We start from the raw sequence: 23,807 nt of genomic DNA on the forward strand, positions 1-23,807 counted from the left end.
ATAAAAGGCAAATCTCATACCTAGGAAAAGCATGGTCATTAATAAACCTATTTGTATAGAAAAATAGTTTGTAAAAAAGGGTATATATATGAACAAATAAGTAGTAAGTAAGGTAAATATAACCGCAAATATGGTGTATATTACAGTTATCCACCCGAATATATTTAGTAATAACTTCATTACTTACCACTCCCTCCAAGGAGTTTATCAAACTCTTCTTCATTTAAAATATTTATATTAAGCTCTTTTGCTTTGTCATATTTAGAACCTGGATCTTCTCCTACTATTACATAGTGAGTTTTTTTGCTTACACTTCCAGATACCTTGGCACCTAGGCCTTCAAGTTTTTCTTTTATTTCTGTTCTGCTATAGTTTTTAAGTGCCCCCGTTACCACCACAGTTTTATCCTTAAAAGGGTTTTCTACAGTTTTAACTTCCTTGTAGTGAGGTGTAACCCCTAATGCTAAAAGTTCTTCTATAATTTTCAAAACTCTTTCCTCTTTGAAAAATTCCACTATGCTTCTAGCTACTATATCCCCTATGTCAGGTATAGTTATAAGTCTTTCAAACTCTGCACTTTTAATAGCCTCAAGAGTTTTAAATTCTTTTACCAGGTCACTGGCGGTTTTTTCACCTACGTTAGGTATTCCTAGGGCATAAATAAACTTATCCAGTTCACATTGTTTACTCTTTTCAATGGCATTTAACAAATTCTGTGCCTTTTTTTCTCCAAATTTATCTAAGGTAAGAAGTTCTTCTTTCTTTAATCTATATAAATCTGATACAGACTTAATATCTAGTTTTTCAAAGAGTTGCTCTGCGGTTTTTTCACTAAAGCCCTCTATGTTCATAGCTGGCCTGCTGGCAAAGTGCACTATGGTTTTCACCAGTTGCGGCTTACAAGACAGAGTGTTTTCACAAAAATAATGTGCGCCTTGCAGTATAATATGCCCCCCACAAGCAGGACACCTATCTGGTGGTAAGATTTCTATGCTGTTTTCTAAGGATTCTTCTATTACTCCCATTATTTCTGGAATAACATCATTAGATCTCCTTACAAATACATCTGCACCAATCCTTACATTTTTTCTGTTAATGTCCTCCATGTTGTTTAAGGTAGCCCTTTTCACCGTAGCCCCAGCTAGCTCTACAGGCTCTAATAAAGCTGTAGGGCTTACTCTTCCGCTTCTACCTACGTTCCATTCTACCTCTAATAGCTTCGTAGTGGCTTCTTGAGCTTCAAATTTATATGCTATAGCCCATCTTGGAAACTTTACTGTGTTTCCTAAAAGCTCCCTGGTTCTTATATCATCTATGGCGATTACTACTCCATCAATATCATAATTTAAATCAAATCTTATGGCTTCTATGTATTTAATTTCTTCTTCTATTTCTTCTAAAGTTGTGCATAGCTTAATATAATCATCCACAGGAAAGCCTTTATCTTTTATGAAGTTCATCATATCTTCATAGCTTTTAAAGCCTTCTCCTTCATCATAGCCAATATCATAAAAAAATGCAGAAAGGTTTCTTCTGGCGGTTTCTCTTATGTTTAAATTTCTAAGAGCACCTGCAGCACCATTTCTAAGATTTTTTAATGGAATTAAAGCATCTGCATTATAACTTTCAAAGGCCTCTTTAGTCATTATAGCTTCACCATGAATTTCCATAACATGATAATTGTCTATCTTAAGGGGAATGGTATTTATAGTTTTTGCTTGAAGGGTAACATCTTCTCCCACTGTTCCAGTACCCCTGGTAGCTGCTTTAATGAGTATTCCGTTTTCATCATAAGTAAGATTAATGGTTAATCCATCAAATTTTTTTGTTAAAACATATTTAAGGGGTGGGAGTTTTTCAGAATTACTGCCATTATGGGCATTTACAAACTTCACATTTCTTTCATGCCATTCCTTAAGTTCCTGAAAACTCTGAGCTTTATCTAGGCTCCACAGCCTTGCTTTGTGAGTATACTTTGAAAATTCGGGTAGTATTGTATCTCCAACCCTTTGGGTGGGAGAATAGGGCAATATATATCCTGTTTCTTTTTCTAAGTTTGAAAGCTCATCATAAAGTTTGTCGTAATCCTTATCTGTAACGGAAGGATTGGCTAGCACATAATATTCCTTAGCATACCTATTTAGCTGCTCCACTAATTCTTCTATTTTTTTATTTTTATCCTCCATGATAACACCTCTTTTCAAATAGCTAATTCATTACAACATTTCTAGGGGTGCAATAGATAGAAGCAATGTCTTTAACCCTTGATTGTCAAAGGCAATAGTAAGCTTCACATCATCTTTTTCTTCTATAACCTTTATAATAGTACCCACTCCAAATTTGCTATGCTTTACCTTAAGTCCTATAGAGGCATCGCTAGGAGTAAGTTTTTTGCTTTCTCCTCCTTCTAGAATCTCTTCTATGGATCTTAAAGGAGATTTATTATAATTTGAGTGATTATAATTATTTCTAAGGCTATGAGGGTTATTATAATCTCTATAAGAGCTTCCATGTTCTTTTTTTGCTGGCTTTTCAAGTTTTTGTCCACTTTTATTTACATGTTCTTTTAATGTTACAGATATTTCATTTAAAAAATCAGATTGAGCATAGGCTACTGTTCTTCCAAATACCCTTCTCACTTCTGCAGAGGACATATACAGTATTTCTTTGGCCCTGGTTATACCTACATAACAAAGTCTTCTTGACTCCTCCATCTCTTTAGGGTCATTTAAAGAAGCTGTACCTGGGAATATACCATTTTCCATACCTACCATAAATACTACAGGAAACTCCAAGCCCTTGGCGCTATGTACAGTCATCAAAACTACAGAATCAGAAGTTTCATCATAATTATCCACATCAGAAACTAAAGTAACTTTCTCTAAAAATGCCGATAAAGTTTTATCTTCTGAGGACTTTTCAAACTCCACCGCCGCAGATACCAATTCTTTTAAGTTTTCAATTCTACTTTCATCTTCAGGGTTATTGGATTTTTTAAGGTCTTCCATATAACCTGTCTTTTCTAATATATATTCTATAAACATAGAAACGGATAACTGTTCCTTCATCACCATAAAATCTTCTGATATTTCCACAAAATTATTTAGTGACTTTATATTTCTTGAGGTTAACCCTGGTACAGTATTTATATCCAGCATAACATTATAAAGATTATCATCTATAGAATTAGCAAAGTCTTGTACTTTAGCCACCGTGGCATCCCCAATATTTCTTTTGGGAACATTTATTATCCTTCTAAGACTTACTTCATCTAAAGGATTGTTGATAAATTTAAGATAAGCCATTATATCCTTTATTTCTTTTCTGTCATAGAACTTTAGTCCCCCTATTATTCTATAGGGTATATCCTTTTTTATAAAAATATCTTCAAATACTCTAGACTGAGCATTGGTTCTATAAAGGATGGCAAAGTCACTATACTTTTTGTCACTACTTGCTATTAATCTATTTATCTCACAAGCTGCAAAGTCTCCTTCATCCATATCTGAAAAAGCTCTGTAGACCTTTATCTTTTCTCCTGCCACATCTTCTGTTCTTAAAACCTTACTTTTTCTTTCTAAATTGTTTTGAATCACTCCATTGGCAGCATTTAAAATATTAGCTTTAGAACGGTAATTTTGCTCTAATTTAATGACTACAGTATTAGGATAGTCTTTTTCAAAATCCAGAATGTTTCTAAGGTCTGCCCCTCTCCATCCATAAATGGATTGGTCATCGTCCCCCACCACACAGATATTTTTATACTTGTATGCAAGTAATCTTATTAACTCATACTGTGCTTTATTTGTATCTTGATATTCATCTACCATAATATATTTGAATTTCTTTTGGTAAAATTCTAATACCTCTTGTTCCTTCTTAAATAACTCTATAGTTTTGCAGATAATATCATCAAAATCTAAAGCATTATTAGCTTTAAGCTTTTTTTGATATAGTATATAAGCATCTGCTATTTTATCTTCTCTAAAATTAGTTTCATTTTGTTTTTTAAACTGTTCTGGAGTTACAAGATTATCCTTTGATCTTCCTATCTTGCTTAGTATCTCTCCTTCAGCAATATCTTTATCATTGATGTTTAACTCAGCTATAACTTGTTTTATTAAAGCTTTTTGATCATAAGTGTCATAAATAGTAAAGTCTTTTTTGTAACCTATTTTATCGATTTCTCTTCTTAGTATACGCACGCAGCTAGAATGGAAGGTAGAAATCCACATATATTCCGCTTCATCTCCCACTAAAGCACGTACTCTTTCTTTCATTTCTCCCGCTGCCTTATTAGTAAAGGTAATAGCAAGTATCTGGGAAGGATATATGTTAAGGTCTTGAATCATATGCGCCATTCTGTAAGTTAATACTCTAGTTTTTCCTGATCCTGCACCAGCTAATATAAGTAGCGGTCCATCGATGGTGGTAGCTGCTTTATACTGCTCTTCATTAAGTAAATTTTTAAGGTCCATGTAATCACTCCTAAAATTTTAAGGCAATAATATTAATATTTATAAGTCTATATTTATAAATTATAGCATAAAAAAAACTATTTAATCATTTCATTATAATTATTAAAAAAGAAAAGCTTTACATATATATGTAAAGCCTAAAAGTCTATTTCTTGTTTTCTTTCCAGTCTACTCTTTCAAAAATTAGGTTATATCCATCACTACCATAATTTAATGCTCTATTTATCCTTGAAATGGTAGCGGTACTTGCACCCGTTGTACTAGCAATATCGAGATATGTACGTCTTTGTTTAAGCATTTTTGCAACTTGAAGTCTTTGTTCTAATGCTTTTATTTCGTTAATAGTACAGATATCATCAAAAAATCTGTAACATTCCTCACGATCTTTAAGACTTAAAATGGCATCAAACAGGAAATCCATTTCTTCGCTTTCAAGCTTTGACTTATAATCCCCCATAACCTCACTCCCTGATATTTTAATATACTATTATTCTACCACTATAAACCAAATCACGCCATATGTAAAAAACATTTCATTCCAATAATTATATTGAATTAATTTATTCAATAACCATATAATTTGATTTTAGAAAAAACAAAACGCAGCCTTTGGGGCAAAGCTGCGTTTAGCATGTTAATAAATAAAAAGGGGGCTATTATCCTTTTATTTATCCTTGCATCAATATTATAGTTTACCCCTAAAAATTTTGCAAGTATTAAAAGACTAAAAGTGTAATATTTTTATCAAATATGCAATTTTTCCGTTTTTTTTAATATAAATAGATTTTTAACATTCATTTTATAGACTTTATTTAATCATCTATATAGATTTTAATATATTAACTTCTTCTTCTGTCAGCTCTCTATACTCTCCTTCTTGTAAATTTTCATCCAAGTCTAGAGAAGCAAATCTAATTCTCTTTAAGTAAGTAACCTTTTTGCCTAAGCTTTCAAACATCCTTTTAACTTGATGAAATTTACCTTCTTGAAGGGTTACTTCTACCTTAGAACCTTCACTTAAGGCTTCTAATATGCTGAGCTTTGCAGGTAAGCACTTATATTCATCATCTAATATAACCCCTTTATTAAAAGCCTCTACATCTGAAAGCTCCACCATTTTATCTATCTCTGCATAGTAAACCTTATCCACATGCCACTTGGGAGATATAAGCCTATGGTTTAACTCACCATCATTAGTTAGAAGTAAAAGCCCTACTGTGTCTTTATCCAATCTACCTACAGGAAATGGATTAAATACTGAATGGTCTGGATGAAGCAAGTCTACCACAGTTTCATCATAATTATCATAAGTGGCAGACACCACTCCATCAGGTTTATTCATCATCAAATAAATATACCTTTTATAAATTACTTCTTTGCCATTTACATGAATTTTACATTTTTCAGGATCTACCTGCATAGATGAATCTTTAATAGTTTCTCCATCTACTTCCACCATACCTTTTTTAACTATGGTTTTTATTTCTTTTCTTGATCCATATCCAAGATTAGATAATATTTTGTCTATTCTCTCCAAAGCTTTCACTCCTTTTTCTGGGTATGCTCTTTTGTACTTTACTCTGCCACCTCTAAAGCTAATTCAATCATCTTAAGGAAAGTAAGCTGTCTTTCCTCTGCTGTGGTTTCTTCTTGAGTTATTAAAGAATCACTTACAGTTAATATGGATAACGCCTTTGCTCCTTCTCTAGCTGCATTGGTGTAGAGCTCTGCAGTTTCCATCTCTATTCCCATTACTCCATATTTAGCCCAAAGCTTCCAATCTTCAGCATTGTCATTATAAAATAAGTCACTGGTTAGAACGCTTCCACCTTTTATATCTATGCCCATTTCCTGAGCTTTTGAATATGCTTTATGTATTAAATCAAAGCTTGCTGTAGGTGCATAATCCATGCCATTAAATCGCATTTTATTCACTCCAGAGTTTGTAGAAGCACTTAAAGCTAAAAGGGTGTCTCTTACCTTTATATCTTTATTTATAGAGCCACAAGTGCCTACTCTTATTAAATTCTTAACACCATAAAACTTAATAAGTTCGTTTACATATATAGAGATTGAAGGTATTCCCATACCAGTTCCCTGTACAGATACTCTCTTTCCCTTATAATAACCTGTGAAGCCCAGCATACCTCTTACTTCATTATAGCAAGTACAGTTTTCTAAATACTTCTCTGCAATAAATTTTGCCCTTAAAGGATCTCCAGGCAGCAATATACTTTCTGCAATATCCCCAGGTTTTGCTCCAATATGTGTACTCATTATTATTCCTCCTATTAACCTTTAAATGTTTAAAGTTTTCCGTATATGTATTATATCATTGAAGTAGGTATAATAATCAATGTATTTATAAAAAAACAGTTACTTCATTAGAAATAACTGTTAAATGCATATTATATCACTTTTGAATTTTTATTATAATAATTCATTACTTTTTTTACATAGTTTTGTGTTTCCTTAGGCATTTTATATATATCTTGTAAAGAAGTCACCCCTCTTCTTCTTACGGTGCCTGGACCGGCATTATAAGCCATAAGGGACATTTCTATATTCTTATACTTATCTAAAAAGCCTTTTAGCTGCTTAATGCCTCCTCTAATATTGTCTTCTATATCAAAGGGATTCTTTACTCCATCCTCTACGCAGTTTTCCGGCATAAGCTGCATTAAACCCATAGCTCCAGCACTAGATACACACAAAGGATTGTAGTCTGACTCTTGCTTTATAATAGCATGAATTAAATTACTATCCACATCAAACTCCTTAGAGTATTTTTCCACCGCACTATTTATTAAGTTCATTTTTTGTGAGGTGCTTTCTTTTATCTTATTTGTACTTTTATAAGCAGCTTCTTTTATAGCAGTGATGGTTTGTAAGCTGCTATCTTCTTGTAAGGTTAAGCTGTTCAAATTTTCACCTAGAAAGTTAGAACTTAACCCTGAAAGGTCAAAGTCAGGATTTTCTGTTGCTGCTTTCATAAGACTTTCTAAAACTATTTCAAAAGCAGGTCCATCTCCTAAAGTCTTTTTCATAAATGATGATAAAATTTGAAGTCCTAAAACATCTTCAGGCTTATTTATATTCATTTGTACACCACCTTTAGTAAAGCTAAGTTATTTATCGTATAGTTTTTTATTTAATTAACCTCTAATTTAAATATATCATAATCTTCATAAGATACTTTTTTATAAAAGCTTCTGCTTAAGGCTAGCAATCTATATGTCCCGCTTATAAAAGGTATAAAGGTATAATAATTCTTTTTACTATATCTTTGAACCAATTTCCAGTTTTCTTCTTCCATTAGATAAAATTCATAACATACATCCTTACCGCCCTCACTATTTACCACGAAAGTTACTTCTTCATTTCTCTTAGCCTTTACTAAGCTGCTTTTTATCTTGGTATTAGTTACAGGTAAAGCTTCATGGATATAAATTTTGGTTTCCTTCTTTTCATCGTAACCTTCTTTACATTGTATATTTTTAGAATAAATCTCCAAATTATACTTTCCACTTACCTTGGGAGTAAATTTGAATTTCTTAACTTTACTATACTCTGTAGATTCAACAGGATGCCCATTAATGCTAATACAATATTTTAAAAGAGTTTCTTTAGCATTTTGAGTTATCACTTCAATTTCTATGTCATCTTCCACCATATAATATTCCTTAGAGGGTATGAGTATATAGTCTATAATACCTGGTATATAGTCTCTTACATTAAAAAATATAAAGGTATGACTATCATAATCCTTGTGAGAATATTTATCCCTTACCCTTATTTCTAGTTCATACTCTCCTGACTGTTCCGGAGTGAAATTAACCCAATTGGCAATGCCAAAATTTATTTTTTCCACTTCCTCCTTATCTTTATATACTATAAAGGAGTATCTTAATTCATTGCCACCATCTGCAGAAACTGTAATATTAATAGGTTTATTCTTCACATAATTTTTATCCTTGCTAAGGGCCACATCCCTTATCTTTACCGGTTTAAACAGCTTTTCTTCCACTAGGTATTCAAGGCTTGTACACTCTTCATAATCACCTGAATAACTCTCATCCTTTACATATAATGAAAGCTTATATTCACCAGGATATTTAGTTTCCCAAAGAAAGCTGTTATTTCTTATAAAGCCGCTGTCTTCACCATGTTTTCCTTCTATCATGTATCTATATAAAAGGTTACGCCCACCTTCTACCATGGCTTTTAATAGAATCTTGGTTCCTGTGGTTTGAGGGGAGGTAAAATCCGTAGTGAAACTTTTTATCACTATAGGCTTATATGGCTTTATATCATAAACTATAATTGCTCTATCATCAAAATCTTCCGTAGAATACATATCTTTTGCCATGCATAACAATTTATAGCTGCCCGGCTCCCTTTCTGTGAAGGATATCATTCTTTTACTGGAATAATCCTGGATACATAGAGCTTTTCCTTTATTGTCTATTTTAACAAACTTATACAGCACCATTCGGCTATCTTCATGTCTTGCATCCACTTGAAATATTAGTTCCTTATCCGTTAAAAGTTCAGTAGATAAACATTTAAAATCAGTGATTTGTACTTTTTCTATCTCAGATACTATGAAACTTATAGTCCTGAAGTCATCAAAATTATTTTTTGATTCAATGGTTTTGCATTCTACTAATATCTCATGCTTACCAGGCTCATTAGCTGTGAATAGAAATTCATTTTCACTGTTATAATCTCTAATTAGCTCCCACCCATCTTTTCCACTTATCCAATACTTATACATTACTGGCTTAACGGTGGTTTCTACCATGACACTTAGTTTTTCCCCTTGTAACAATTCTCTTCTGTCTATGTTTACGCTTTGTATTATGTCTTCTTCCACGGCACCAATAATATAATCTGCTTTTGCTGCAGCATCAAAGGATTTTTTGCCATCTTTTTTCTTTCCTTGAATCATTAAAGTATATTTACCATCTATTTTTGGCTTCCATATACAAAAGTTTTCTTCACTAAAATCCTGGATAGTTGTCCAAATCCCATCTATTCCAGCATTAAATTTATATAAATAATCTGGCTGAACATCTATAACAGATATTTCTATGGGAGTGTCCTTAACCTGTGGACTCTCTTTACTAAATTTTAAAATAATCTCATTCATCCCTTTTCACCCTTTTCCATAAGTACTTTCCCAAATTAATTATACTATACTCCCATAATTTGTCACTATATATATTGATAATTGGGGAATAATTTTAATAATAATTTAAAATTATTTTTTATTAAACTAAAATGAAGGAGGAACTACATTTTGAAAAACTATGTAGAAGATACCAACAATCCAGATAATACCCCTAATAAAATCACCTTAGGCATCATGAGTAACGCTCAAGGTCCCGGTCTTCCCTTTATAGCTCCAAAAACCTTAGGAGGAAATATCTTTCTACCAGATGGGAGTATTGAAGATAATAAGACACCTAGAGGATTTAAACCTGGTGATTAGAAAAATTAAAGCATAAGGTAAAAACTCATAAGAAACTTCAATTAACCTCATAATAAGTAAAAAGCCCTCAAAGAATATTATTATCCCTTGAGGGTTTTCCTATTTATTTTCTTTTTCTATTAAAAAAATCAAATTCTTGTATAGTCTATAATCATCTTCGGTACTTCTTTTTTTAATAGAAGAGGTTCTTCCACCACCTCTTCTAACCTTTTGGGATAAATGTCTTTCAAAAAGTAACCTATCTATGTTTTCTTCATCATAGATATATCCTTTAGGACCTATAGCAAAGGCTTTCTTACCTAGTGCCATAGCTGCTACCCCAAAGTCTTGAGTTACTACAATATCTTGTTTTTCACAGATATTTATAAGGTGCATATCTACACTTTGAAAACCGCTATCCACATATACCACTTCGCTATAATCACTATGGAGAGAATGGTTTAGGTCACAAATCATAATAACCTTTATATTATTCTCCTTGGCAGCCTTTTCAATGACATCCCTACCTGGACATGCATCTGCATCCACCAGTATTTTCATATTACAATCTCTTTTCTAATTCTGTTTTCATATCTTCATAACCAGGTTTTCCCAAAAGAGCAAACATGTTCTTTTTATAAGCTTCTACTCCCGGCTGATCAAAAGGATTTATTCCAAGCAAATATCCGCTTATTCCACAAGCTTTTTCGAAGAAATATACCATTTGTCCAAAATAATAAGGTGTTAAAGCTGGTACATTGATAACTATATTAGGAACGCCTCCATCATTATGAGCTAAAACTGTTCCTTGGAAAGCTTTTTTATTAACAAAATCCATAGTTTTTCCTGCTAAGAAATTTAATCCATCTATATTTTCTGCGCTTTCTTCTATGATGATTTCTTTTTTAGATTTTTCCACATTTATTACAGTTTCAAATATGTTTCTTATACCTTCTTGGATATACTGTCCCATGGAATGAAGGTCTGTGGAGAAATCTACTGCAGCTGGGAATATACCTTTATTATCCTTGCCTTCACTTTCTCCATAAAGCTGTTTCCACCATTCTCCGAAATAATGAAGGTTCGGTTCATAATTTACTATTATTTCAGTGGTTTTGCCCTTTCTATAAAGAGCATTTCTAGCAGCAGCATATTGATAGCATTGGTTGTCTTTTAAACTGCTGGTAGAATACTCTTCTCTAGCATCTGCTGCCCCTTTCATCAGCTCACCTATGTCTATGCCTGCACAAGCTATAGGTAAAAGCCCTACTGCAGTAAGAACTGAAAATCTTCCTCCCACATCATCAGGTATTACAAAAGTTTCATATCCTTCTGCATCAGCTAAGGTTTTTAATGCTCCCTTCGCTTTGTCTGTGGTAGCAAAAATTCTTTCTTTTGCCCCTTCTTTACCATATTTCTTTTCCAAATACTCTTTAAATATTCTAAAAGCGATGGCTGGTTCTGTGGTGGTTCCAGATTTTGATATAACGTTGACGCTTATGTCTTTTCCTTCTACAGCCTCTAGCAATTCACTCATATATGTAGAGCTTATATTATTCCCTGCAAACAATATTACTGGGGCATCCTTTTTATTATTTGGAAGCAAACCATAAAAGCTATGGTTAAGCATTTCTATAGCTGCTCTTGCTCCTAGGTAAGATCCTCCAATGCCTATAACCACTAAAATTTCTGAGTTTTTTTTAATTTTTTCAGCAGCCTTTTGTATCCTTTGAAATTCAGCTTTATCATAATTTATTGGAAGGTCAATCCAACCTAAAAAATCACTGCCTGAACCTGTTTTATTGTGAAGCATATGATGAGCAGCATCTATCATTTGCTGAAGATTATGGGTTTCATGCTCATTTAAATAAGGTTTTGTTTTGCTTAGATCAAGTGTTATCTTATCTGTCATAATATCCCTCCATAATGTAAATATTTTATATAATTTTTATTTCGTACTACCTGGAATTTTATACTATTAAGCTTAATAAATCAATATTTCTACATTAACCTTGTGAAATATCATAAAAATTAAACTTAATATAAAGGTTTTAAATCTATCTTAGCCAAACCTTAGTAATGAACAGCATCACAAGTATAGCTATAATAACTGCTATAAAGGTCATAGGCAAGATAATAACATATTGAGCTATCACCAGTGCCAGTAAATCTTTAAAGCCTAGTTTTTCCTTTGGTAGGTCTTCTGGAATCTCAGGTTTATTATCCTGCAAATCAGGACGTTGTCTAAAATCAAACAATAAAATCACCTCAAGGATAGTTTAAATTATAATATTATTAATTATACCATAGCATTAATTAAATATATATTAGCACTTATAAAAACAAAACCTAAGCAGTGTAATTTCTCTGCTTAGGTTTTAAATTACTTAACTAGATGACAAGCAACAAAGTGCTCATTTCCAACATTTTTGTATAATGGAACTTCCTTCTTACATATATCCATAGCATAAGGACATCTTGTATGGAACTTACATCCTGATGGAGGATTAGCAGGGCTAGGAATATCTCCACTTAATATAATTCTATCTCTCTTTAGGGTTGGATCTGGTATTGGAACTGCGGAAAGCAGTGCCTTAGTATATGGGTGCAATGGATTATCGTAAAGCTCTTTCTTTGGTGCAAGCTCTACTAAGGATCCTAAGTACATAACTCCAACTCTATGACTTAAGTGTTTAACTACGCTTAGGTCATGGGATATAAATAGATAAGAGAATCCCATCTCTTCTTGAAGCTCACTCATAAGGTTTATAATCTGAGATTGAATAGAAACGTCCAGAGCTGAAACCGGCTCATCCGCTACTATAAAGCTAGGGTTTAATATAAGAGCTCTAGCTATACCTATTCTCTGTCTTTGTCCACCTGAGAACTCATGAGGGTATCTTCTTATATGATAAGGAGCTAGTCCACATCTTTCTAAAGTTGCTAAAACCCTATCTGAAACTTCATTTTTATTGCAAAGATGATGATCTATTAAGGACTCACCTATGATTTCTCCAACGCTCATTCTTGGGTTTAGAGAACTATATGGGTCTTGGAATATCATTTGCATATGAGGTCTCATTCTTCTAAGTTCCTCTTTTTTAAGCTTAAATATATCTTTATCTTCAAAATATACATTTCCAGCAGTTTTGTCAAATAATCTTAAAATGGTTCTTCCAGTAGTGGATTTACCGCAACCTGACTCACCAACTAAGCCTAACGTTTCTCCTCTTTTTAATTCAAAAGAAACATCATCTACAGCTTTTACATTACCAACTACCCTAGAGAACACTCCAGCTTTGATAGGAAAGTATTTTTTTAAGTTTTCAACTTTTAAAATAACATCTGACTGTGCCATAGCTTACTTTCCCTCCTCATATAGCCAACAAGCAACTTTATGTCTTTCATTAACATTTATTAAATGTGGCTGTTTTTCTTTACATACCTTCATGCATTTATCGCATCTTGAGCTAAAGTAGCAATTATCAGGCATACCTATAGGATTAGGAACTTGTCCTGGTATTGAATATAATCTATTTCCTGTTTCTTTATTTAGTACAGGTTTAGATTTTAATAATCCTACAGTGTAAGGATGAAGAGGATTCTTAAATAACTCTTCTACTGGTGCTTCTTCTATAACTTTACCAGCATACATAACTACAACATAGTCAGCCATTTCAGCAACAACACCTAGATCGTGAGTTATTAACAGTATGGATGTATTTAATTTCTTCTTTATATCTCTCATAAGATCAAGGATCTGTGCTTGTATGGTAACGTCAAGAGCTGTAGTAGGCTCATCTGCAATCAATAGTTTTGGGTTACAGGATACAGCCATAGCTATCATAACTCTTTGTCTCATGCCACCACTTAATTCATGAGGATATGCATTCATTATTTCTTCCGCTCTTGGAATACCTATAATTTTAAGTACTTCAATAGCCTTTTTCGCTGCTGCTTCTTTTGAAAGCTTTTGATGTAGTATTATAGCTTCACAAATTTGATCTCCTACCTTAAATACAGGGTTTAAAGAGGTCATGGGCTCTTGGAATATAACAGATACATCATTACCTCTTATATTTCTCATTTCTGCCTCTGTAAGCTTAAGCACATCTTTTCCTTCAAATAATATTTCTCCACCTTCTATTCTTCCAGGAGGCGTAGGGATAAGTCTCATAAGAGACATAGCTGTAACTGATTTACCGCAGCCAGATTCACCAACTACACAAACAGTTTCTCCCTCTTTTATTTTAAAGCTAACGTCGTTAACCGCTTTTACCACTCCATCACTAGTATGGAAGTAGGTTTTAAGATTCTTAAATTCTACTAAGTTCTTTGCCATCTTCTCTACCTCCTACACTTTCAACTTAGGATCCAGAGCATCTCTTAATCCGTCACCAAAAAGATTTATGGACATAACTGTTAAGAATATGCATATTCCTGGTGGCATCCATAACCATGGCATATTCTGAAGTGTATATGAATCATTAACAACTTGTATCATATTACCCCAGGTAGGTGTAGGTGGTGTAACCCCTAGACCTAAGAAGCTTAAGCTTGACTCTGTTAGTATCGCTCCACCAATACCAAGGGTTGCACTAACTATTATAGATGCAAAGGTATTTGGTAAAAGGTGACTAAACATTTTTCTTCTATCTCTTAATCCTAATGCTTCTGCAGCCTGCATAAACTCCTGCTCTCTTAAGGAAAGGATTTGTCCTCTAACCAAACGACATAGTCCTGGCCAGCTAAGTAAGCCTATAATAAACATAACTATAAATATTCTTTTTTCTGGAGTTACTTTAAGGTCTGACATAACAGCCCCAAGCATAATTAGAAGTGGAAGGAATGGGAAGCATAAGAATATATCAACAATTCTCATGATAATAGCATCTACTATTCCACCATAATAACCTGCAAGTACTCCTAATGAAGCTCCTATAATAACTTCTATGGTAACTGCTACAAAGCCAACAGCTAAGGAAATTCTGCCAGCTTGCATCAATCTAGCAAGGACGTCTCTTCCTAAGTTGTCAGTACCTAAAATATGTTGTGCAGATGGTGCTGATTCGATATTTAAGAAATCCAGGTGATTCATATCATAAGGATATATCATAGGTCCAAAAACAGACACTAAAGTTAGGATCATCAATATGATAAGACCTGTCATTGCAAGCTTATTTTTTCTAAGCCTTTTCCAGGCCACACGCCAAGGGCTTTCAATTTTTTCTTTTTTTATAGCTGCTTGTACATTAGCTTCGCTCATCTTGGCACCTCCTACTTAAGTCTTATTCTTGGGTCAACTAATGCATATGCTATGTCAGCTATTAAGTTTCCTAACAGTGTTAAGAATGCTAGCATTATATTAGTTCCCATGAGTAGATAATAGTCTCTTCCATTAACAGCATTTAACTGAACGGGACCTATTCCTGGCCAGTTAAATATAGTCTCAGTAAGTACAGCTCCTGAAAATAATCCAGGGATTGAAAAACCTAATAAGGTTATAACTGGTATTAAAGCATTTCTTAGAGCATGCTTATATATAACAACTTTTTCTTTAAGTCCTTTTGCTCTTGCAGTTCTAATGTAATCTTGTCTTATAACTTCTAACATACTGGAACGGGTATATCTCATCCATCCAGCCACACTTCCAAGAGTCAAAACAGTTAAAGGTAAAAGCATATGTTTTAATTCATCTAAGAACTTTGCAAAGCCTACAAAGTTTGATCCTGGTGTTGATATCCCAGATACCGGCAACAGGTGTAAATCTACCGCCAGCCATTTTATAAGTAAAAGTCCAAAGAAAAAGGACGGCATAGAAATACCAAATAACGCAAATACTGTAAAGAAACTGTCAAAGCCTGAATATTGTTTTGTCGCTGATACTATTCCTATAGGCACCGCTATTATAATTCCTAAAATTAAAGAAGTTATAGCAAGTTTAAATGAGTTAGGTATAAAATCCTTCATTACAGAACTAACGCTTTTCTTGTAATAAAATGATTCTCCTAAATCCCCTTTTATAGCCCCCTGTGCCCAATAATAATATTGAACATATTTAGGTTCATTTAAGTGCATTTTGTCTCTTAATTCTTTTTTTGCTTCAGCACTCATGTGTGGATTAAGGTTTCCTGAAATAGCATCTCCTGGCGCTAATGCAAAGATTAAGAAGATAACTAAAGATATCCCTACTAAAGTAGGAATCAATTGTAGCAATCTTCTAACAAGATATTGTCTCATCGTACCCCCCCTATTTTTTAAGTGTGTTTAAATATCTCTAAACACATATTTTATATATATAAGCTGTCATTGCTGCAATTCATATTTACATTAATATTTCAAAAAAATATCATTGTAAATACTTCAGGCTTTTTTAGATTTAGGAACCACAGCAATTAACTTCTTATTCAAAATAAGTTTACCTATTGTGTGCTTAAATTTGCTACTTCATAGGTAAAAAACTGTAGATAGAATGATTTTTAGATACTAAAGTATTAATTTATTGTAAACACGTATAAACAGTATAGTAATTACATCTTCCATTTATGTCAAGTCCTTTATCACTTTAGCATAATAAAAAAAGCCCGGTATTCACTTAAAAATCATCTCTTTAATTTACCACAGCATTAAGGCGTAAATCCCTGGTTATAATTCACTACATTTTATTCAATTACAGTGTTTACTTTTAATTTTTATATATTTGTATTATATATCTTAACAATTAATTTGTAAATATATTTATTTATTATCAAGTTAGCAATGTATAGCAAAAATGCTAGGGATAAAATTATGAGGTTTTTAATAAAAGTGCTTTAATTAAATGAATTTGCTAATTTTATACCTAGTGTAATTTACAGATTATTCAATTTATTATGAAAATGACAATGCAAACCTTTACTAAAAAAAGTTTTTTGATAATGTAATAAAAAAGATTTTTTTGTATTATTTTATAATAAAAACCATATCTATAAAAGATATGGTTTTTATTAACTTTATTCCCACTCTATAGTGGATGGTGGTTTGGAAGTTATATCATAAACTACTCTATTTACATTTTTAACTTCATTAACAATTCTAGAGGATATCTTTTCTAATATTTCATAAGGAATATGAGCCCAGTTTGAGGTCATACCATCTGAGCTGGTTACTGCTCTTAATGCTATGGTATGGCAATAGGTTCTTTCGTCTCCCATTACGCCTACGGAGCGTATATTAGGGAGTACCGCAAAGTACTGCCATATACTGCTTTCTAGACCAGCTTTTGCTATTTCATCTCTAAAGATGTGATCTGCTTCTCTAGTAATCTCTAATTTGTCTTCTGTGATTTCACCAAGAACCCTAATTGCTAAGCCTGGTCCTGGGAACGGCTGCCTCCACACTAGATTGTGAGGGATTCCAAGTTCTTCTCCCACTGCCCTAACTTCATCTTTAAATAGTTCTCTTAATGGCTCAATAAGAGTGAATTGAAGGTCTTCTGGCAGTCCTCCTACGTTATGATGACTTTTAATCACCGCAGAGGTTCCAGTGCCGCTTTCCACTACGTCTGGATATATAGTTCCCTGTACTAAGAAAGATATCTCTCCAAGTTTATTTGCTTCTTCTTCAAACACTCTAATAAATTCTTCTCCAATGATCTTTCTCTTGGTTTCAGGGTCTTCTACTCCCTTAAGTTTGTTTAAGAATCTATCTTTTGCATTAACCCTTATTAAGTTCATATCAAATTGTTCTTTAAATATCTTTTCTACATTATCTCCTTCATCCTTACGAAGAAGGCCATGATCTACAAAAATACAAGTAAGCTGTTTTCCCACTGCTTTATGTACCATTACAGCTGCTACAGAAGAGTCTACCCCTCCAGATAAAGCACAAATAAGCTTTTTGTCTCCAACTTTTTCTTTTATTTCATTTATTTTTTCTTGTGCAAAGGATGCCATGGTCCAATCTTTATTAAGTCCACACACTTTGTATATAAAGTTTTCTAGCATCTTTTTACCGAAAGGTGTGTGCTCCACCTCTGGGTGGAACTGAACTCCATATAGATTATTTTCTTCATTGGACATAGCTGCTGCAGGGCATTCACTGGTAGAAGCTATTATCTTAAATCCTTCTGGCACCTTTTCCACAAAATCTGTATGGCTCATCCAGCATACTTCCTTTTCATTTAAACCTGTAAAAAGAGGGCTGGTGGTATCTAATTTTATTTCAGCTTTTCCATATTCTCTTATAGACGCTGAAGTTACCTTTCCGCCTAGAGAATGTGCCATTAGTTGATCTCCATAGCATATTCCCAGTACAGGAACGTTCATACTATAAATTTCTTTATCTATTTTAGGAGAATCCTCTCCGTAAACACTGTTAGGACCTCCGGTAAAAATAATACCTTTAGGGTTTCTTTCCATTATTTTTTCAGTTCCATAGGTGTAGGGTATAATTTCGCAATATACTCCCAGCTCTCTTACTCTTCTTGCGATAAGCTGATTGTATTGTCCTCCAAAATCCACAATAAGCACTAAATTTTTGTTCATTTTTTCCTCCCGCGGATATATTTTTATAACTTGTAATATAGTTTAATTCCTGTCTACACTGTAGTTAGGGGATTCTTTTGTAATATAAATGTCATGAGGATGACTTTCCTTTAAACCAGCAGAGGTTTGAACTACGAAAGTAGCATTTTCATATAGGTCTCTTAAGGTTTTCGCACCTAAGTATCCCATACCGGATCTTATTCCGCCTAAAAGCTGATAAATAGTGTCTGCTACATAACCTTTGTAAGCTACTCTTCCTTCTACACCTTCTGGCACAAGCTTCTTGTTTCCTTCTTGGAAGTATCTATCTTTGCTTCCTGCTGCCATAGCTGCTAAAGAGCCCATTCCTCTATACACTTTATAGCTTCTTCCTTGATAAATTTCCATTTCTCCAGGGGATTCTTCGCAACCTGCAAACAATGACCCCATCATTACCACTTTAGCTCCTGCTGCTAGTGCTTTTACCGCGTCTCCTGAGTATTTAACTCCACCATCAGCTATAACAGGTATGCCATACTTTTCTGCCACTTCTACGCAGTCCATTACTGCTGTAAGTTGAGGCACCCCTACTCCAGCTACCACTCTTGTTGTGCATATGGATCCTGGTCCTATTCCAACTTTTATACAATCCGCTCCAGCTTTAATTAAATCTTCTGCTGCTTTTGGTGTTGCAATATTTCCTGCAATAACTTGTAGCTCAGGATATTTTTCTTTTATTTTTTTAACTGCTTCCATAACTCCTTGGGAATGTCCATGAGCTGTATCAATGGTTATTACATCCACCTGAGCTTTCACTAAAGCATCTACTCTATCCATCATATCCATGGTCACGCCCACCGCTGCAGCCACTAGTAGTCTTCCTCTTGAATCTTTAGCTGCATTAGGGAAGGCCTTAACTTTTTCTATGTCTTTAATGGTTATTAATCCTATTAAATTGTAGTCCTTATCTACTAATGGAAGCTTTTCTATCTTATGCTTTTTTAATAATTCCTTAGCTTCTTCCATAGTAGTTCCCTCTGGTGCTGTGATTAGATTTTCACTGGTCATAACTTCAGATATCTTTTTGCTATAGTCTGTTTCAAAAACTATATCCCTGTTAGTAACTATACCTACCAGTTTACCATTTTTAGTTATTGGTACACCGGATATCCTATATTGGCTCATAAGGCTTAAAGCATCTTCCAGCTTATTATCTTCTGAAAGATAAAATGGATCTGTTATAACCCCATTTTCCTGCCTCTTAACCTTATCCACTTCTTTAGCTTGAGCTTCTATGCTCATATTCTTATGTATGGTTCCAATACCACCTTCTCTTGCCATAGCTATAGCCATTTTAGCTTCGGTAACCGTGTCCATACCTGCACTCATTAGTGGAATGTTAAGTTTAATAGTCTTTGTAAGATTTGTAGATAAAACTACATCCTTTGGTAAAACCTCGGATTTGTTTGGAACTAAAAGTACATCATCAAATGTGTATGCATTTTTCAATATGCGTGCCATACCATCACCCTTTCAACTCTTTTGAATTTTTTCTTTCATATTATAGTATAAAAAAAACCTACATTATATATAGTGTTCCCGAAAAAGGAAAAAAATAAAAGACATATGGGTTTTCTACAAGTGAAACCCATATGCCTTAAATAGCATAGTAAAGTTTCACCCATAGTCGGAAATTTACGGTTTCCGGTAGAGACTCCCTGCCATATTCAGGGGATATACGAGTGGTTAAATACCCATATTAAATTAAAAATATTATAATGCTTCAAAATAAACTTGTCAATTAAAGAGTTAACTATTGTAAATTTATCATAATGTAAAGGTTATACTCACCATATTCATTAAAATACATCCGGCAGCATTACAGATTTTAGTATAAAATCATTGCTCCTATTAACTTCTTCAATAACCGCACTACAATTAATATTTCCACCTTCAACGCCTTTATTTGTGGTAGAAAAATTATAATTTATAATAAAGTGATTATATTTTGAAGTATCTCCTGGAGGAAGGCTAACTGTTATCTCTCTATAATTGTCTAAAACTTTATCATTTGTAAAATTAAAATCCTTTATCTCTTCAAGTTCATTTTTTTCTGTTACTTTAAATAATCTTATGGAATCCATATTGATATTCTGAATATTGCTATTTTGATCCTTGTTAATGATTATTTTAACCCTTGTAGGCTGCCCAGAAGTTCTCACATAAGTACCTACCTTAGCGGTAAAATCCTCAGCAATCTCCGATACTTCATTAGAATCATTAAGAAGATAATTCTCTCCAAGGGTTCCAAAGCTAGTAGCTTTATTAGTAAATAGTCCTTGTTTTAAGATGTATTCATCTACAATAGAAAGCTGCAATGGATGAAAGGTAAGACTTCTATTAATCTTTTCAATATCCGTATAGTTAATAGCGGCATCCTCAACTAAATTATAGGTACCAATTTTATTTCCTTTAAGATCTAAAGTCGCTGTAATGCCTTTAGATTCATATTGCTTAGTGGCATTATTATAAATATAAACTAAACTTGGAAGAACTATCTCCATCTTGTTGGCTCCCTGTGAGCTGGTTATTCCTTCTGGAAGGGTTTCAATAAGCTTAGGGTTCTTAATTACAAACTGAGCTCTAACTTCATCTGCTATATCTAGCATAGAATTTTGGAAATCTAATTTATTAGTTCTTCTATGATCTATATACATACCATTAGTTTTTGAAGCTAGTTCGCTAAAAAGATTATTATCACCCTTTTCTCCTAAGGTGATAAAATAAGAGCTAATGCGGTAATTCTGATTTACTATCGCTCCAGCCATAATTCTAGCGTATTCCTCCGAAAGGATCTTATTATCCTCATTAGGAACAGTGCTAGGAGCATACTGTGCTTTAGTGCCTAAAGCTTCATTATTTAATTCAGTATATAAATTATTGGGCTGATCTTTCTCATGGGTATAGTAATCAGTTTTGTCATCTCCAATGACCACGATATGCTTATCCGCATCATTATTGTTGGCTAGAACCCATAAGGCCTTTCTAATGGCATCTCCAGTATTTGAGCCTTCACCTATAGTAAGGTTTTCTATGGCATTTTTAATTTGATCTTTATTATTACTGCTTATAAGATACTGAGATTTTCCAAAATCCTTTACTATAGCTCCAGAATTATAGCTAACTAAAGCTACTTTTACATTAGTGTTTCCATTAAATCTATCTATAACTGCCTTAGCGGTTTCCTTTAATACAGATGTTTTTTCCTCGCCATTAAAACCTTCAAGCATACTCTTTGAAGCATCCAACACAAGCACAACTTCCTTAGGCTTTGATACGAAACTATCAGATGGCTTAATAGGATTTGGAGTTATTTTATATTCCATTTGAAAATCCTTATATAAATTTATCTTATTGTTATTTTCCACTATATTTCTATTCATAATAAAAGTCATATTATACTTAGATATATCAATGTTTACCGAAGGGAATATTTTATTTATTATATTAGAATTAACGCCCTTATAGCTAATATTCCACCCTTCATTGCTTAAATCATAGACTCCACTTTTAGTAGCCTTTAAAGTAATGGAAATATCAAAAGGATCCGCTTCATACCTCTTGGCCTCCTTATTAAGCTTATACTTAATATCAGGTATTCTCTGGGCAAAACTTGTGCCATTTACATCAATATTTTTCATAGAACCAGCATACTCAATTCCTTCCGGCAAATTAAAGTTTATCTTCACATCTTCTGTAGCAAAATCCGCCTTAATCTGATCTGCAATCTGAGAATAAACCTCGTTTATAGCATTAGCATCTGTAGCCCCATAATACAATCCATTCGCGGCATTAGTAATATCCATAAGTTTCTTCTCACTAGCTCCTTCACTAAATCCTATAACAAAGTTTTTAATTCCCATATCTTTCACATTCCTAGCCATTATTTTAGCATATTTAAGAGCAAAACCTTTATCAGCCGGTTCAGAAGTACCACCATACACACCATATTTTATATCATAATCATTTTCATAAATATTATAATAATAGTTCCATCTCTTGTTTTCAGTATTATCTTTTCCCCACATATATTCCTTGGTTCTTCGTCCAGCAAAATTTGTACTCTCTACCACTTGATACCTTAAATCTCCCCACCAATCGTAATAATAATATCCTCCATCACCTGTATAAGTTAATGCTGTTGGTTCTCCATCTGACATAAATACCAAGTATTTTTTAGTTGATGGATTAGTGGAAAATAAACTACTTCCAGTTCTTAGTCCATCACCAATATTAGTTCCTCCATCTGGAGTCATCCCTTTAATTATAGCCTTAAGATTGTTCTTCTCTTTTGAACTAACCATTCCATTTTTTGAGTACTTAGTAGTTTCTATTTTAGATTGGGTAGAATAGGTAACAATACCTACTTTAACATTATCTATTTCTGAAAACTTGTCTATAAAATTATTTGCTGCCGACTTGAGGGCATTCATCCTTATAGTACTGTCATTTTTGCCTATAGGGTCTTTCATACTTCCAGAAGTATCTATAACCAACACTATTTCTTTATCGGTTTGAGGGCTAATAAGCTCCATGGGGATAGGCTGGGGTTCAAAATGGTAATTTATAGTGAATTCTTCGTTAACCCCTGCTTTTATCGAATTTTGAGATACTATAACCTTTATGTCAGGAACGTTAATATTAGAGCTTGCCCTTTGAGAGAAGGCTATGAGGCTTAGGGTGAAAATTACGACTAACATCAAAGTAAACTTTACCTTAAATGGGTGATGTTTTTTCATGTGGTCACCTCCTGTTTACTATTTAGATTTATTTCTAAAATTAATTATATTTTCTATAGAATATTCACGTTTTTCATTTTTAAATTTTATATTTAAAGTTACTCCTTGAGTTTCTTTGAAGGCTTTACCTTCGGATAAAGGTTTTATAAAGATGCTTTCTATATTTCCTCCGGTTGCTTTTCTGCTTGCGGTGGAGTTTTCGATAAATTCTAGTTTGTTGTTTACAAGTTCTAGTTTGTTCTCTTTACGCTCACCATCAAGATAGATTAAATATTTTAGATTAACTTCTAAACTACTATCTATTGCATCTAAATTATGTATGTCCTTAATTTCTTTAATTTCTTTTACTTCCATGAGTTTTTGCGATGTAAGGGAATTTACCGTCTGTGCTTCATGCTGCAGTTCAGACCTGGCACTGGTTTCATCTAAAGACTTATAATTTCCCAGGAAAAAAGGTAATATTATGGCTGAAACCAGCGCCATTATGCCAAGGGCTATAATAAGCTCCAATAATGTAAAAGCCTTTCTTTTTTGGGTGATTTTCTTCAATATG

The 23,807-nt window shown here is 33.4% G+C and carries 19 protein-coding genes and 1 riboswitch; of the genes, 1 reads left to right on the forward strand and 18 read right to left on the reverse strand.

Features of this window, described 5'->3' with window-relative positions:
• Positions 1–179 precede the first annotated feature (179 nt).
• From ligA to BUA82_RS10295, 7 genes are all read right to left on the reverse strand, one after another.
• Entirely contained in the window at positions 180–2,186 is a 2,007-nt protein-coding gene (ligA, locus tag BUA82_RS10265) for an NAD-dependent DNA ligase LigA (protein WP_073007428.1), read from the reverse strand.
• 30 nt (positions 2,187–2,216) lie between these two features.
• Entirely contained in the window at positions 2,217–4,478 is a 2,262-nt protein-coding gene (gene pcrA, locus BUA82_RS10270) for a DNA helicase PcrA (protein WP_073007431.1), read from the reverse strand.
• Positions 4,479–4,623: 145 nt separating this feature from the next.
• Entirely contained in the window at positions 4,624–4,935 is a 312-nt protein-coding gene (locus BUA82_RS10275) for a YerC/YecD family TrpR-related protein (protein WP_073007435.1), read from the reverse strand.
• A 363-nt stretch (positions 4,936–5,298) separates the two neighbouring features.
• Positions 5,299–6,015 carry a pseudouridine synthase gene (locus BUA82_RS10280; protein ID WP_073007439.1) on the reverse strand — a complete coding sequence of 239 codons (717 nt, stop codon included), beginning with the start codon at positions 6,013–6,015 and terminating at the stop codon, positions 5,299–5,301.
• Between the two features lie 38 nt (positions 6,016–6,053).
• Complete coding sequence (gene deoD / locus BUA82_RS10285; RefSeq protein WP_073007442.1) at positions 6,054–6,755, reverse strand: purine-nucleoside phosphorylase; 702 nt, start codon at positions 6,753–6,755, stop codon at positions 6,054–6,056.
• Between the two features lie 131 nt (positions 6,756–6,886).
• Positions 6,887–7,579, reverse strand: a complete 693-nt coding sequence (locus tag BUA82_RS10290; RefSeq protein WP_073007445.1) for a lytic transglycosylase domain-containing protein — start codon at positions 7,577–7,579, stop codon at positions 6,887–6,889.
• A gap of 50 nt (positions 7,580–7,629) precedes the next feature.
• Positions 7,630–9,630, reverse strand: coding sequence for a triple tyrosine motif-containing protein (locus BUA82_RS10295; protein ID WP_073007450.1), 2,001 nt, complete (start codon positions 9,628–9,630; stop codon positions 7,630–7,632).
• Between the two features lie 150 nt (positions 9,631–9,780).
• On the opposite strand from BUA82_RS10295, the gene BUA82_RS10300 reads away from it, so the two are divergent.
• A complete protein-coding gene (locus BUA82_RS10300) occupies positions 9,781–9,972 on the forward strand; it encodes a hypothetical protein (protein ID WP_073007452.1) in 192 nt (63 codons plus the stop codon).
• Positions 9,973–10,071: 99 nt separating this feature from the next.
• Here the strand turns inward: BUA82_RS10300 and BUA82_RS10305 are convergent, their stop codons facing one another.
• The 11 genes from BUA82_RS10305 to BUA82_RS10355 all read right to left on the reverse strand — a co-directional run bounded on the left by BUA82_RS10305 (position 10,072) and on the right by BUA82_RS10355 (position 23,803).
• The gene (locus BUA82_RS10305; protein WP_073007455.1) at positions 10,072–10,512 is read right to left on the reverse strand and encodes a YaiI/YqxD family protein; all 441 of its coding nucleotides are present in this window, start codon (positions 10,510–10,512) and stop codon (positions 10,072–10,074) included.
• A gap of 1 nt (position 10,513) precedes the next feature.
• Complete coding sequence (locus BUA82_RS10310) at positions 10,514–11,863, reverse strand: glucose-6-phosphate isomerase (RefSeq protein WP_073007458.1); 1,350 nt, start codon at positions 11,861–11,863, stop codon at positions 10,514–10,516.
• Positions 11,864–12,008: 145 nt separating this feature from the next.
• Positions 12,009–12,209: a hypothetical protein gene (locus BUA82_RS10315; protein WP_073007460.1), complete on the reverse strand. Its 201-nt coding sequence runs from the start codon at positions 12,207–12,209 to the stop codon at positions 12,009–12,011.
• A gap of 125 nt (positions 12,210–12,334) precedes the next feature.
• Positions 12,335–13,309, reverse strand: a complete 975-nt coding sequence (locus BUA82_RS10320; protein ID WP_073007462.1) for an ABC transporter ATP-binding protein — start codon at positions 13,307–13,309, stop codon at positions 12,335–12,337.
• 3 nt (positions 13,310–13,312) lie between these two features.
• Entirely contained in the window at positions 13,313–14,293 is a 981-nt protein-coding gene (locus tag BUA82_RS10325) for an ABC transporter ATP-binding protein (protein WP_073007464.1), read from the reverse strand.
• A gap of 12 nt (positions 14,294–14,305) precedes the next feature.
• Positions 14,306–15,217 (reverse strand): oligopeptide ABC transporter permease, encoded by a 912-nt coding sequence (gene opp4C / locus BUA82_RS10330; protein WP_073007467.1) that lies wholly within the window; start codon positions 15,215–15,217, stop codon positions 14,306–14,308.
• An 11-nt stretch (positions 15,218–15,228) separates the two neighbouring features.
• Positions 15,229–16,191, reverse strand: a complete 963-nt coding sequence (locus BUA82_RS10335; RefSeq protein WP_073007469.1) for an ABC transporter permease — start codon at positions 16,189–16,191, stop codon at positions 15,229–15,231.
• Between the two features lie 752 nt (positions 16,192–16,943).
• On the reverse strand, positions 16,944–18,476 hold the full coding sequence (gene guaA, locus BUA82_RS10340; RefSeq protein ID WP_073007472.1) for a glutamine-hydrolyzing GMP synthase: 1,533 nt from the start codon (positions 18,474–18,476) through the stop codon (positions 16,944–16,946).
• A 42-nt stretch (positions 18,477–18,518) separates the two neighbouring features.
• The gene (gene guaB, locus BUA82_RS10345) at positions 18,519–19,976 is read right to left on the reverse strand and encodes an IMP dehydrogenase (protein ID WP_073007474.1); all 1,458 of its coding nucleotides are present in this window, start codon (positions 19,974–19,976) and stop codon (positions 18,519–18,521) included.
• A 143-nt stretch (positions 19,977–20,119) separates the two neighbouring features.
• A riboswitch (purine riboswitch) is annotated at positions 20,120–20,217 on the reverse strand.
• 97 nt (positions 20,218–20,314) lie between these two features.
• Positions 20,315–23,254, reverse strand: coding sequence for a vWA domain-containing protein (locus BUA82_RS10350; RefSeq protein WP_073007477.1), 2,940 nt, complete (start codon positions 23,252–23,254; stop codon positions 20,315–20,317).
• A gap of 18 nt (positions 23,255–23,272) precedes the next feature.
• Complete coding sequence (locus BUA82_RS10355) at positions 23,273–23,803, reverse strand: type II secretion system protein (protein ID WP_178140722.1); 531 nt, start codon at positions 23,801–23,803, stop codon at positions 23,273–23,275.
• Positions 23,804–23,807 lie beyond the last annotated feature (4 nt).

Source organism: Clostridium amylolyticum (genome assembly GCF_900142075.1).
Lineage (GTDB): Bacteria > Bacillota > Clostridia > Clostridiales > Clostridiaceae > Clostridium_AA > Clostridium_AA amylolyticum.